Below are 12,790 nucleotides of genomic sequence, written 5' to 3' on the forward strand. Positions count from 1 at the left end.
GTGCCGGCCTCATGCGTCCCCGCCGTCAGCCGTGCGCGCCCGGCCCCGCCGCAGCAGCACGACCGCGAGCGCCGCGCTGGTCAGGCCCACCGACGTCGCGACCGCGGCGACCTCGCCGAACATCCGGGTGTACACGGCCCTGTCCGGGTCCGGCAGCCCGACGAACAGCCCCCCGCACACCGCGACCCCCACGGCCAGACCCACCTGCCGGGCGGTGTTGGACACGGCGGACGCCACCCCCGCCCGGGCCGGGTCGGCGTCCCGCATGGCGGCCGGCGCCAGCACCGGGGAGACCATGCCCGCGCCCACGCCGGTCAGCACCAGCGACGGCACCAGCGCCACCGGCCCGTACACGAGACCGAGCAGCAGGAAACTCAGGCAGCCGACGGCGCAGAGCGCGGTGCCGACGCCGAGCGGCAGCCACAGCGGGGCGCGTTGGAGCGCGGCGCCGCACAGCGCCGAGACAACAAAGAAGACGACGGGCTGCACGGACAGCAGCAGGGACGTCCGCACGGCGTCGAGCCCGGCGGCGTCCTGGAACCAGGACGACAGCACGGTCAGCGGCCCGAACGCGGCGAAGTAGTAGCCGAACGCCACCGCGACCACGGCGAGGAACCGCGGGTGGCGGAAGAGCGCCAGGTCGACGAGCGGGTCGGGGACACGGCGTTCGCACCCGACGAAGGCGACGCCGCACACGCAGGCGACCAGCGCCGCCGCCGTCGGCCCGGGGCCCGCGCCGTGTTCGCCGTACAGCAGCGCGGCAACCACCAGGGCCGCGAGCCCGGCGCCGAGCAGCACGGCGCCCGCGAGATCGACGCGGCGGGCGCCGCGCTCCGGGTCGCGGGGGAGGAAACGCACGGCCAGAACCACGCCCAGCGCGCCCGGCACGACGGCCAGGAGGAAGATCGACCGCCACCCCAGCGCCTCGGCCAGCAGCCCGCCCGACACATTGCCGACGGCCGCCGCGAGCCCGGCCACTGCTCCCCAGACCGCGAAGGCCCGTTGCTGCTCCCGACCGCTGTAGGAGGCCCGGATGAGCGGGAGCGTGGTAGCGAACATCGCCGCCCCGCCGACGCCCTGGACGCCGCGGAACGCGGTCAGGGCGACGACGTCCGGAGCGAGCCCACAGGCCAGCGAGGCGAGCGTGAAAAGGACGAACCCGGTGACGAAGACCCGGCGCCGCCCCAGGACGTCCCCGACCGCGCCGGCCACGACGAGGAGCGCGGCGAGCGCGAGGGTGTACGCGTCGACGACCCATTGCAGGGCGGCGAAGCCGGTGTGCAGCCCGTCGGCGACGGCGGGGATGGCCACCGTCACGATCGTGGCGTACGCCAGCAGCAGGAAGGTGGCGAGACAGGAGACGACGAGGGGCATCCGGTGACGCGTCTTCACGGCCGCCTCCCTTTCCGCGGAATCGCCGTGCCGGTCGGCCCTTCCGACGGGCGCGACGGGCGCGACGGGGACGAGGAGGACGAGGGCGACGACGGAGACGGCGGGTACGACACCCGCGACGGGCGCGGCCGTCGTCGCCGGGGGCCGTCGAGGAAGGCGAGGGCGAGTTCCCCCGTCACCGGGTTCCGGTACGTCTCGCACTCGACCTCGTAGACCGCGCGGACGAGTTCGGGCGTGAGGATCTCCTCGGGCGGCCCGTGGGTCACCACGGAGCCGTCCTTGAGGACGTACAGCTCGTCGCAGTAGCGGGCCGCCATCGTCAGGTCGTGCAGGGCCGCGAGCACCCCGATGCCGAGCTGCCCGACCAGGGAGAGGATCTGCAACTGGTACTTGATGTCGAGGTGGTTGGTCGGCTCGTCGAGGATGAGGAAGCCGGGCTCCTGGGCCAGGGCCCGCGCGAGGACGACGCGCTGCTTCTCGCCGCCGGAGAGCGACTGGTAGGCGCGGTCGGCGTACCCGTCCATCCGGACCCGGCGCAACGCCTCCGCCACGATCGCCCGGTCGTGCGGGCCGGTGGTCTCCAGCAGGCGTTTGTGCGGTGTGCGGCCCATCGCGACAATCTCCGCGACGGTGAAGTCGAAGCTCAGCTCGTTGAACTGGCCGACGACGGCGAGCTCGGTGAAGACGGCGCCCGGCCGACTCGCCAGGACGTCCAGCTCCCCCAGCGTCACCGTTCCGGAGTGCGGCCGGACGGCCTTGTAGACGCTTCTGAGGAACGTGGACTTGCCGCAGCCGTTCGGGCCGACGACCCCCACGAAGGCGCCGGCGGCGACCCGCAGGGTCAGATCGTGGACGACCGGGGTCCCGCCGAGCCGCACCGACACGCGCTCCGCGCGCAGTCCCACGCCCTGCCCCGGGGCCGCGGTCGCCCCCGCGTCACGCGCTGCCAAAGCCGTACTCCTTCCGGATAAGCATGTACATGAACAGGGGGGCGCCGAGGACCGAGGTGACGATGCCGATCGGCAGTTCGGCGTTCGGGACGGCGACCCGGGCGACGACGTCCGCCCAGACGAGGAACAGGGCTCCGCACAGCACGCTGACCGGCAGCAGCCTGCGGTGATCGGGGCCCACGGCGCTGCGCGCGATGTGCGGCACGATCAGGCCCACGAAGCCGATGATTCCGCAGCAGGCGACGAGCACCCCCGTGGCCAGGGCGGCGACGACCAGGTATGCGCGCCGGAACAGCCTGGGGCTGATCCCCAGCGTGACGGCGGCCTCGTCCCCGACCAGCATCGAGTTCATCACCCGGCCCTGGAGGAGGAAGAAGACCGTGGCGACGAGGACGACCCCGGAGACGACCAGCAGGGAGTCCCACGCGGCGGAGGCGAGGCTGCCCATGGTCCAGAAGGTGACCGAGCGGATGCCCTCGGCGCTGTTGGCGAAGTAGACGAGCGCACTGGAGGCGGCGCCGCACAGGGCGTTGACCGCGGTCCCGGCGAGGATGAGCTTGACCGGCGACGTGCGCGAACCGACGCTCCCGGCGCCGAGCACGAGCGCCGCCGCCCCGAGCGCCCCGAGAAATGCCCAGAACGGCACGCCGAACCCGCCGGCCCCGCCGAGCGCCCCGGCCGCCCCGAACCCCACGGGGAGGGAGAAGGTCGCGCCGAATGAGGCGCCGGAGGAGATGCCGAGGACGAACGGGTCCGCGAGCGGGTTCTGCAACGCCGCCTGCATGACTGTCCCGCAGAGCGCGAGCCCGGTCCCGACCACGGCAGCCAGCAGCACCCGCGGGAGACGGATGTTCCAGACCACGTCCACGGCCATCGGATCGCCGCCCGCGCCGTTCCCGGTCAGCCTGCCGGACAGGATCCGGAACGACTCCCCCAGCGGGATGCCGACCTGTCCGATCGAGACCGAGGCCACGACCGAGACCCCCAGCGCGAGCCCCAGGACGACCAGCAGAACGGGAAGCGGCACGCTCCGCAGCCCGCCGCGCCGGAGCTGCCCGCTCCGGAGCCCGCCGCTCCGGGGTTCCCCTGCCGCGTCGGCCCCGGTCGCCGCATCGGACACGCGGCCGGACACCTGCGTACCGGAGGCGCTCATGCGGCGGGGAAGAGGTCGGGACGCACGAACGCCGCGATCTTCTCGCAGAGGTCCGCGAGCGCCAGCGAACCGCGGATCGAGGTCGTGTAGTCGGCGGTCATCACGTCGCCGTTCCTGATCGCGGTGACGTTCCTCAGCCGGGAGTCGCGCAGCAGCCGGTTGCGGGACTTCTCCGCGTCGGACTTCTGGAACTCCGTCACGACGATCTTGTCCGGGTCGGCCGCGATGATCGATTCGAGCGAGAGCTGCGCGTAGGTGTCCCGGGTCAGCTCCAGGTACGTGCCGCCCGCCCCGTTCACCATCTCGTCCACGAGTCCGAGCGAGGGCGAGTAGTAGTCGTACGTGTCCCGCCCGCCGCTGGCGACCAGCAGCACCCTCGGCGAGCCCCCGGACCTCCGCGAGCCCCGGGCCTTTCCCTCCTTCCCCGCCGCCTCCACCGTCTTCGCGATGGCGGCGATCCTGCCCTTCTGCTCGGCGATGCGGGCCCCGGTCCGCTTCGTCACCCCGAAGGCCTCGCCGACGTGGCGCACGTCCTCGAAGTAGCTGTCCAGGTCCCGGCCCACGGTGTAGTTGACGGCGGGCAGCACCGCCACGCCCCGGGCGTTCCAGAACGGGACCTCGCCGATCTTGTCGGGCTTCAGCGCGAACGACATGGTCAGCACGAGGTCGGGCCGGCGTTCGAGGACCGCCTCCTTGGAGGGCATCTGGTCGGAGATCTTCGGCAGCTTCCCGATCCGGTCCGCGTGGGCCGAGTAGGAGTTGTCGAGATAGCCGACGCCCACGATCCGGTCCTCCAGACCGAACTCGATCATCAGCTCGGCGAGCGCCTGCCCGATGACCACCACCCGCTCCGGGCTCTTCTCCACGGTCTGGGTGATCTTCCCGCCCGAGTCGTCGACGACGTCGAGGGCGACGGGGTAGTGACCGGACGGCGCCGCGGCGCCGGTGCGCCCGGCGGCGGGTTCCGCCGGGGCCGCACAGCCGCTGAGCAGCAGGGCCGCACCGGCGGCGAGCGCGGCGCAGACGCGTATCGGGGAGATGTTCACGATGTCCTTTCGAGCCGGGCGTGGCAACGGCCACGGGCCCATGCTGAAACGGACGAAAGCGGAATTCGTACGGAGCGCGGTCCCCCGAAATATGGAGCGAACGCCCCGACGCCCGCACCACCGAAGCCACTCACGACACTCAGGGCACCCGCAGCACCAACGGCGCACTCCCTCCCGCCGCGCCACCGCGTCACCGCACGGCCATGGCGCTACGCCGCGTCCGCGCCCCGGCCACCCGCGCCGCTCCTCCGCCCGACCCGGTACTGCCGCGGGGTCCGCCCGAACCTCTTCTTGAACGCGTAACAGAAGTTGCTGGGGCTGGAGTAGCCGACCCGCAGCGCGATCGCGGCCACGCTGAGATCGGTCTCCACCAGCAGCAGCGAGGCCCGGCGCAGGCACTCGTTGCGGTGATGGCTGAAGATCGTGTCGCCGTAGAGCTGCTTGAACCCGTGGCTGAGCCGCTTGGGGTTCATCCGCAGGGCACGGGCGAGGGATTCGCCGGTGTGCTGTTCATGCAGGTTCTCCATCAGCAGCGCCGGCACCGTCCGGATGCGCTCGATCTCATACTCCGCGAGCGGCGGTTGAGCCGGTCCGCGCGGGACGTCGTCGCGGGAGACGATCCGGGCGAGGACCTCCATGACCTTCGCCTCGTAGTAGAGCGCCCGGAAGCGGACGGGCAGCGTGCACAGGAACAGGTCCCCGAAGGCGGCGGCCAGTTCGGGCGGGGCCTGACGGCCGAGATAGTGCGCGTCCCGCTCGGCGGCCGGCATCCCCTCCACGCTCTCCTCCCAGGCCCCGGCCCCGACGCTCCCGAAGAACGCGGTGGTCGCCGCCCGCTCGGCCGCAACCGACACCCCCCGATAGCGCTGCCCGGCCGGCCGCGTCAGCCGCCCGGCCGACGCCCGGGAGTGCGAGATGGACAGCTGCCCCGCCCCGAAGACCGACGCCCCCGTGCCCGCCTCCTGCAGCAGCATCAGGCCGTCGACGCAGTACTCCAGCTCGAAGTACTCCCCGCCCAGGTCGAAGTCGAGGACGAGTTCGTCGTGGAACTCCACGTCGTACAGGGTGAGCGTGACCCCTTCGAGCAACTCGTACACCGTGATGCGCCCCTCCCCCACCTCGGGCCGCAGCTCGTGCACCACCGCCCCGCCCCCGAGCTCCCGCCGCTCCGCGACGGCCGCGTAGAACGCGCGGTACTGCCGCTCCAGATCCGCGAACCCCCGCGCGGAAGTAACCGAAAACCGGCCTGCCATGCCTCACCCCGGGTCACGAGGAAACGATCACCTACTGAAGTAAGGGTACCCTTACCGGCCTGGGTGGCAGATGGAAGGGACCAGCCCGTTCGAGCCGAGCCGGGTGGGGGCGACACCCGCGTCGGGGGTCGATCGGGCGACCGCCGGCAGGGATGGGCATTGGTACGGGCGCAAGCGACGGGAACCCGGTCGCGCCCGTCTTTGCAGCACCGGGATTGCAGCCGACCCGGACGATACCCGCAGCACCCCGCTGGGCTCACAGCGTGAGGCCAGGCGTGTGGCACTGGACCGGGGGCGGTCACGTCGGCTGGGCGTCGCCTCCGACGGGGAGTTCCTGCTCGATCTCTCCCACGCCGTCCGCATCAGTTCGAGGGCCTCGCGGCGCAGCCGGCCGGCGCGCTCGCGCAGCTGTTTCACCTGCCGCGCTGCTGCTGGGGGCTCAAGGCGTCGACGTACTGCCCCGCGCGGCGCGGTGAGCAGCCCCTCGGCGATTAGCTGGTGTACGGCGGCCGCGGCTTCCTTGCCGCCGATGTCGAGGCGCTGGCCGATGTCGTAACGGGTCATGAACCGTTCGCCGGGCTCGTAGCTGCGGTGGATCGCGGTGCGCAGGAGCCGGTAGGCGCGTTCTGTCGGTGTCGTGGTGCCGACGCTGTAGAGGCGGTAGCCCTCGCAGAGGGTCACCATCCCCTCGGCGGCGAGCCGCTCCAGCGCGGCCCGGACCGTGTCCCTGGACAGCCGGAGGTCGGCGGCGATCTCGGCCAGCACGGGCAGGTGGGTGCCCGGCTCGGTGCGCGAGAGCCGTACCCGCTGGCGCACTGCGCGAATGTCGTCGTCGGCTGTCCAGGCGCGTCGGATCACGCAGCGGACCGTGATGACGGTGCAGGGATCCGGCCAATGGCTTCGGGTCAGGTCCGCTTGCGGCTCGCGATCTCGTCGGAGAGCCGCTGCACGTGGGCGGGGTCCGCGTCTCGGGCAAGGGCGACGTAGTGGTCCCTGACGGCCGGCCGGTAGCGCACGGGCAACGTCTGTCCTGGGGCGAGTCGGGTGAGCTCGGTGATCGTGAGGTCTTCGTCTGCGATACCGCGGAACGAGCGGCCGCCGGCGGTCTCCACGTCGAACATCAAGACCACGCGCGGGTTGCTGTTGACCTCCCGCCAGTCGACGAGAACGCCGAGCGCAAGCGCCCCCGTACGCAGTTCCGCATTGCGCTGCCGTGCATCACCGCTCAGGAGCGGGTTCGGGGCGACGCCCGGGAAATCGGGCCCGACACCGAGCGATTCCCGACTCAGGTCGGGCCTGAGCTGCGCCATCACATCGTTGAGCTTCTTCTGCGAACTGAACATGTTGATGGTGAGCTTCTTCTTCGAACCGAACATCCTGCCCCCTCCCTCACGCCGGTGCCGGAATCTCGGCCGGGTGCTTCGCACTCCGCGCGATTGTACGAGCGTCCGGCAGCAGGTGTTGGCAGCAAGGCAGGCACGGTTCACCCGATCATGGAGTTTTCTACGCTTCATGATCACCGAGGGATCCGTGCCTGCCGTCCCATCATGCGTTCTCGACCCGATCCGCGACCAGTTTCTCGCGCTCCTGCCCGTGCGCGAGAACCGGCACCCGCTGGGCTGTCACAACCCCCGGATCAGCGACGCCGTCGTCTTCGACCGGCTGGTGCAGGTCTTGGTCTTCGGCTGCGGATACGAACGCGCCGCCGACGAACACTGTTCGGCCACCACCTTGCGCCGACGCCGCGACGAGTGGATCTCCGAAGGCGTGATGGAGAGCCTGCGGCTGCTCGCGCTCGCCGCCTACGACCGCATGATCGGCCTCGAACTCGACCGCGTGAGCGCCGACGGCTGCATCACCAAGGCGCTCTCCGGCGGTGAATGCGCCGGGAAGAGCCCGGTCGACCGTGCCAAACTCGGTCTGAAACGCTCGCAGTTGACCAACGGCACCGGCATACCCCTGGTCACCGAGCCGGCACCGGCCAACGTCCGCGACCACACCCTGCTGCCCGCCACCCTCGACCGCTTCACGCCCTCGAACAGGCCCTCGGACCGCTGCCGGAGCATCCACATCTCGCCCTGGACGCCGGCTACGACTACCGGATCGTCCACGACGACCTGGCCGGCCGCGGGATCGATGCCCGTATCGCCCCGCGCGGCGCGAAGACCCCGATCCAGACCGGCGGCCGGTGGGTCGTCGAGCGCACGAACTCCTGGATGAACAACTTCGGCAAGCTCCGACGCTGCACCGAACGCCGGAGAAAGGCCGTTGAATTCTTCCTCGCCCTGGCCGCCACCGTCATCACGGTCCGCTGCCTGATCCGACGCGCCTGGACCCTCTACCGCTGGAACACCCGCCCGCGAAACCCACGCATCCGATGACCTACTGGCGGACGCCCTTACATCATCTGGCGGACGGGCGAGATCCTGCGGGAGAACGGCGAGTCGGTGGAACTGCCGTCGCAGGCAACGCTCTACCGGCTGCTGGGCCTGTGACCACCGCCCTGGTGCAGGCCAAGACCGCCGGCCACAATCCCCGACGTCTCCTGTTACCGAGGTGAGCACCCAGCAGGATCTCGACAGCGCGAGGACCCCGCCGAGGTTCTCAACGGGCGCAGCTCCGCTCAACCGAACCGGCGGAAGCAAATGGCTCACAACCGAAGTGCCCTTGGCAGTAGCTCGGCCCGATCCGCCACGTCGCACCACCCGGCCGCGCCAGTGGTCACGAGGCCCGAAGCGCAGCCGATACCGCTGACACCCCGATCCCATGCTCACCACGCGTCGTGGCGGCGCAACGGATCAGCTACAGCACAGGTTCGTGATCGTGTCGTAGAAGTCAGCTCTTGTGCCCCGCGCGGTGATCGCTGCCGACGGGCCTGGTTCGGTACCCGGCCGGCCCCAGGATGTGGGGCCGGCCGCGGGGTGCTGGGGATGCCCGCGCACCTGTCACCTGGTCGGAGTCCGCACCGTAGGGGTTGGCCGGTGCGGGCCTCCTGCCGGGGATCACCCGGACACCACGACGATGACAGGACGACGGTCTCCAGGTGACAGGCCGCGCATCATCACGCATATGTCGAGCGTGGTTCACTCGACCTGCAAGGAACAGGGGAGCTTTCGGCGCGCGACTCGTGCGTGGCGCGCATGATTCGGGGAGTTGGCCGTGGACGCGATCGACCGTCACATACTGAACATCCTCCGCAAGGACGGGCGAGCGCCCGTGTCGGAGATCGCGCGTGCTGTGGGACTCTCAGCGGCTCCGTGCGCGCGCCGCATCGAGCGCATGGAGAGGGCGGGCGTGATCCGCGGCTACACCGCGGTCATCGAGGACAGTCGGGCGGGCATGCTTCAGGCGTTCATCGAGATCCGCCTGCTCGGCGCGACCGACAGCGACGAGATCCAGGGCATCGCCGAGAGCATCCCGGAGATCGAGGAGAGCCACAGCATCGCCGGCACCTCCGACGCCCTGCTCAAGCTCCGGGTCAGGGACGTGAAGCATCTTCAGCAGGTGATCAACGCCGTACGCCGGACCGGCACAGTGGAGGGCACCAAGACCTTCATCATCATGAACACCTGGACCCGCGCGACCGCGCGTGCCGGCACCCCGTAACCCCGAAACGACCTCGTGCTGCGGCCCGGAGGCCGTCCGTCTGCCGACGGCGGCCTCGATCGGTGGTGCGGGCCCGACGTCGTCGCCCGGTACACGACTGAACCCGGCGGCTTCCGGGGCCGTCGGGGCGGATCACTCACGTGCTGGTGTGACGGTGTGCGCGAGTTGGAAGCGTGAGCGCAGGCCCAGTTTCCGGGTGAGGGTCGCTTCGCCCGTCTTGACGCTGAGGGCGGTTGTGGTGTCGCCGGCGCTCTCGGCAAAGGCGGTGGCCCGACCGGCCAGGGCACACGCCCGGTGAGGGTCCCCCTCGTTGACGTTGGCCCAGACGGACTGGCGGATGAGGATCCGCGCGGTGAGGTCGCATCGTCCGGCCGCCGCGCGGAGTGCGGCGGCGAACAGTTCGTCCGCGCTGTACAGGTGCTGGCCGCTCGCGTCGATCAGGGCGACGAGGGCATCGACGCGCTGGGCGGGGGTGGTGTCCTGGCCCAGGACAAAGCGGGCGGCGGGCCGACCGCGGGTCGTCGGCGTCGGCCGCCGGCACGGTGTGCCGGTCGCGGCGGACGCTGTCACGGCCGGCCTCGGCCCGGCGAGCGTGCAGGAGCCTGCGCGCGTCGCCCGGCAGCCGGGCCACGACTTCCGTGCCGATCGCGGTTCGAGCAGCCCGGTATACGGGATCCCGGTGTCCTGTGGGCCCGGGGCCTGTCGCAGGACGGGACCGGCCTCGTGGGCCGTGCTGATCCACATCTCGGAGTCCGGCATCGGGCCATGGTGCGCCCGCCGGGCCTCCCCGTCCAGGTCAAGGGTTTACCCCGATGTCGGCCGCTCTCTGCATCTCTAGCCTCATGGCCACAACCGAGCCAACTGCCGCCGAACACCCCCCGCACTCCAGGTGACGTCCTGCGGCAACTCCCCGACGAGGCCCGGTGGAAGGATTTGTCATGTACCGCAAAAACGCCTTGGCTGCCGGTGTCGCGGCAGCCCTCGCATTGGGTTCCGTGACCATGGTGGTCACCCAGTCCGCCGCAGCCCCCCGGTCCCACGGGGCAGCCGCCGACTCCGCCGCCGACCCCGGCGCCGGGTTCCGGGCGATGACGCCCGACACGCGCAGCGGGGCGATACGCGCCGCCGAGCGCGGTACGGCCGCCACCGCCCGCGCGCTCGGCCTGGGCCCGGCCGAACGCCTGGTGGTCAAGGACGTGCTGATCGACGCCGACGGCGCCCGGCACGTGCGCTACGACCGCACCTACAGCGGCCTGCCCGTCATCGGCGGCGACCTGGTGGTCCACCTCGCCAAGGACGGAAAGATCACCGGCTCGGACCTCGCGCACCAGGGCGCGGTCAAGGTCGCCGGCACCACGCCGAAGCTGTCGGCGGCCGATGCCTCGGCCAAGGCCGTGAAGCACGCCAGGCACGTGAGGAAGGCGAAGGCCGCCGGCAAGGACAGCACCCTGGTGGTGTACGCGGTCGGCAAGGTCCCCGTACTCGCCTACCGCTCGACCGTCACCGGCGCGGGCGAGGCCGGCCCGGCCTCGCGGGAAGCGGTGATCGTCGACGCGACCAGCGGCACGCTGCTGGACCAGTACGAGCTGCACCAGAGCATCACGGGCACCGGCAACGGCGTCACCTCCGGCCAGGTCTCCATCGAGACCACCCAGACCGGCAGCGGCTACACCTTGACCGACGCGGCGCACGGCGGCACGGTCGTCTACGACTCGTACAACAGCCCGCAGTCGAACCCGAAGCAGAACGCCCGGGCCTTCTCGAAGACCACCAACTCCTGGGGCAACGGCACCACGTCCAGTCGCGAGAGCGCCGCCGTGGACGCCTCCTACGGTCTGGCGAAGACCTGGGACTACTACAAGGAGTCCTTCAACCGTTCCGGCATCCGCAACGACGGCCGCGGCGCCCCCGCCTACGTACACGTCGACAGCGGCCTGCTGAACGCCTTCTACGACGACACCTGCTTCTGCATGTTCTTCGGCGACGGATCCTCGCAGAACGGCAACACCCCGGTCACCGCGCTCGACGTGGCCGGTCACGAGATGAGCCACGGCGTCACCTCCGCGACCGCCAACCTCAACTACTCCGGTGAGTCCGGTGGTCTCAACGAGGCCACCAGCGACATCTTCGGCACCATGGTCGAGTTCTACGCCAACAACGCCGGCGACCCGGGCGACTACTTCATCGGCGAGAAGCTCAACATGTCGGGCGGCTACATGCGCCGGATGGACAACCCCTCCGCCGACGGGAACTCGCTGTCCTGCTGGAGATCCGGCGCCGGCTCCGTGGACGTCCACTACTCCTCCGGCATCGGCAACCACTTCTTCTACCTGGCCGCCGAAGGCACCGGCGCGAAGACCATCGGCGGACGCTCGCACAACGGCACCACCTGCAACAGCGACACGTTCGCGGGCATCGGCAAGGACAAGGCCGCCGCCGTCTGGTACCGGGCGCTCAGCGCCTACATGACCTCCACCACCAACTACGCGGGCGCCCGCACCGCCACACTCCAGGCCGCCGCCGACCTGTACGGCACCAACTCCCAGGAGCGGTACCTCGTCTCCAAAGCGTGGGCGGCCGTCAGCGTCGGCACCGCCCTGCCCGACCCCGGCAACGGCACCCCCACCCCCACCCCCGACCCGACCGATCCCCCCACCGGTAACGCACTGACCAACGGCAGCTTCGAACAGGGCACCAGCGGCTGGACGCAGAGCGACGACATCATCACCAACTCGCCCCTGCAGCCCGCGCACGGCGGGTCCTGGTACGCCTGGATGATGGGCTACGGAACCTCCGCCATCGAGTCCGTGTCCCAGTCGAACATCGCAGTGCCCTCCACCGGCACCCCGAAGCTGACCTTCTGGCTGAAGGTCAGCACCCAGGAGTCCGGCTCCACCGCCTACGACACCCTGAAGGTCAAGGTCAACGGCACCGCACTGGCCACCTACTCCAACGCCAACGCCAGTGCCGGCTACGTCCAGAAGACCATCGACCTGTCCGCCTACAAGGGGCAGACGGTGAAGCTGGAGTTCGCCGGCACCGAGGACGCCTACCTGTCGACCATCTTCCTGCTCGACGACATCGCGATCGGCTGACCGCTCCGGCCCACCACCCGTGCTCCCGCGGCCGAAGCCCCCGCTCAGGTGCTCCGGCCGCGGGAGCCACCGCATACCCGTGGCGGCCCGGTTCCCACTCCGAGGGATTTCCGGTGTATTCAACCGCCCAACCTACCTACCTGTCGCATACATAACAGGCACGATCGCGGGTTTGATCGTGAATGTCTTCCCTGCCAGTCAAATCACTTCATACAGGGAAGAAAGAGCGTCCACTCGTCCCGGACCACCCCTCAGTCACCCCTGGTGTCACGCGGTTCGGAAATACCCGCCCCCA

Annotated in this window: 10 protein-coding genes and 1 pseudogene; 3 read left to right on the top strand and 8 right to left on the bottom strand. The window is 70.7% G+C overall.

What is annotated here, in order from left to right; all coding sequences use genetic code 11:
• Window positions 1-9 precede the first annotated feature (9 nt).
• The 7 genes from ACWC97_RS02045 to ACWC97_RS02075 all read right to left on the bottom strand — a co-directional run bounded on the left by ACWC97_RS02045 (window position 10) and on the right by ACWC97_RS02075 (window position 7,170).
• Window positions 10-1,392, bottom strand: a complete 1,383-nt coding sequence (locus tag ACWC97_RS02045) for an MFS transporter (protein WP_450646856.1) — start codon at window positions 1,390-1,392, stop codon at window positions 10-12.
• Window positions 1,389-2,342: an ABC transporter ATP-binding protein gene (locus ACWC97_RS02050; RefSeq protein ID WP_450646858.1), complete on the bottom strand. Its 954-nt coding sequence runs from the start codon at window positions 2,340-2,342 to the stop codon at window positions 1,389-1,391. The genes ACWC97_RS02045 and ACWC97_RS02050 overlap by 4 nt, the downstream gene beginning before the upstream one ends.
• A complete protein-coding gene (locus ACWC97_RS02055) occupies window positions 2,329-3,462 on the bottom strand; it encodes a FecCD family ABC transporter permease (RefSeq protein WP_450646860.1) in 1,134 nt (377 codons plus the stop codon). Before ACWC97_RS02055 ends, ACWC97_RS02050 begins: the two co-directional genes overlap by 14 nt.
• A gap of 29 nt (window positions 3,463-3,491) precedes the next feature.
• Window positions 3,492-4,541 (bottom strand): ABC transporter substrate-binding protein, encoded by a 1,050-nt coding sequence (locus ACWC97_RS02060; RefSeq protein ID WP_450646862.1) that lies wholly within the window; start codon window positions 4,539-4,541, stop codon window positions 3,492-3,494.
• Between the two features lie 209 nt (window positions 4,542-4,750).
• The gene (locus tag ACWC97_RS02065; protein ID WP_450646864.1) at window positions 4,751-5,794 is read right to left on the bottom strand and encodes a helix-turn-helix transcriptional regulator; all 1,044 of its coding nucleotides are present in this window, start codon (window positions 5,792-5,794) and stop codon (window positions 4,751-4,753) included.
• A gap of 51 nt (window positions 5,795-5,845) precedes the next feature.
• The gene (locus ACWC97_RS02070; protein ID WP_450646866.1) at window positions 5,846-6,610 is read right to left on the bottom strand and encodes a GntR family transcriptional regulator; all 765 of its coding nucleotides are present in this window, start codon (window positions 6,608-6,610) and stop codon (window positions 5,846-5,848) included.
• 89 nt (window positions 6,611-6,699) lie between these two features.
• The gene (locus ACWC97_RS02075) at window positions 6,700-7,170 is read right to left on the bottom strand and encodes a hypothetical protein (RefSeq protein WP_450646867.1); all 471 of its coding nucleotides are present in this window, start codon (window positions 7,168-7,170) and stop codon (window positions 6,700-6,702) included.
• 154 nt (window positions 7,171-7,324) lie between these two features.
• On the opposite strand from ACWC97_RS02075, the pseudogene ACWC97_RS02080 reads away from it, so the two are divergent.
• Both ACWC97_RS02080 and ACWC97_RS02085 read left to right on the top strand, forming a co-directional pair.
• A pseudogene (locus ACWC97_RS02080) lies at window positions 7,325-8,175 on the top strand (IS5 family transposase).
• 778 nt (window positions 8,176-8,953) lie between these two features.
• Window positions 8,954-9,400, top strand: coding sequence for an Lrp/AsnC family transcriptional regulator (locus ACWC97_RS02085; protein WP_381476929.1), 447 nt, complete (start codon window positions 8,954-8,956; stop codon window positions 9,398-9,400).
• A 132-nt stretch (window positions 9,401-9,532) separates the two neighbouring features.
• Here the strand turns inward: ACWC97_RS02085 and ACWC97_RS02090 are convergent, their stop codons facing one another.
• Complete coding sequence (locus ACWC97_RS02090; RefSeq protein ID WP_450646869.1) at window positions 9,533-9,970, bottom strand: hypothetical protein; 438 nt, start codon at window positions 9,968-9,970, stop codon at window positions 9,533-9,535.
• Window positions 9,971-10,338: 368 nt separating this feature from the next.
• Here ACWC97_RS02090 and ACWC97_RS02095 point away from each other — a divergent pair, with 368 nt between their 5' ends.
• Entirely contained in the window at window positions 10,339-12,495 is a 2,157-nt protein-coding gene (locus ACWC97_RS02095; RefSeq protein ID WP_450646871.1) for a M4 family metallopeptidase, read from the top strand.
• The last annotated feature ends 295 nt before the right edge of the window (window positions 12,496-12,790 follow it).

The sequence above is a fragment of the Streptomyces sp. NPDC001108 genome, from assembly GCF_053598535.1.

Bases quoted from the DNA above. Each gene is read 5' to 3' on its own strand.
- ACWC97_RS02065 (WP_450646864.1), bottom strand. From the start codon at position 5,794: ATGGCAGGCCGGTTTTCGGTTACTTCCGCGCGGGGGTTCGCGGATCTG.
- ACWC97_RS02075 (WP_450646867.1), bottom strand. From the start codon at position 7,170: ATGTTCGGTTCGAAGAAGAAGCTCACCATCAACATGTTCAGTTCGCAG.
- ACWC97_RS02095 (WP_450646871.1), top strand. From the start codon at position 10,339: ATGTACCGCAAAAACGCCTTGGCTGCCGGTGTCGCGGCAGCCCTCGCA.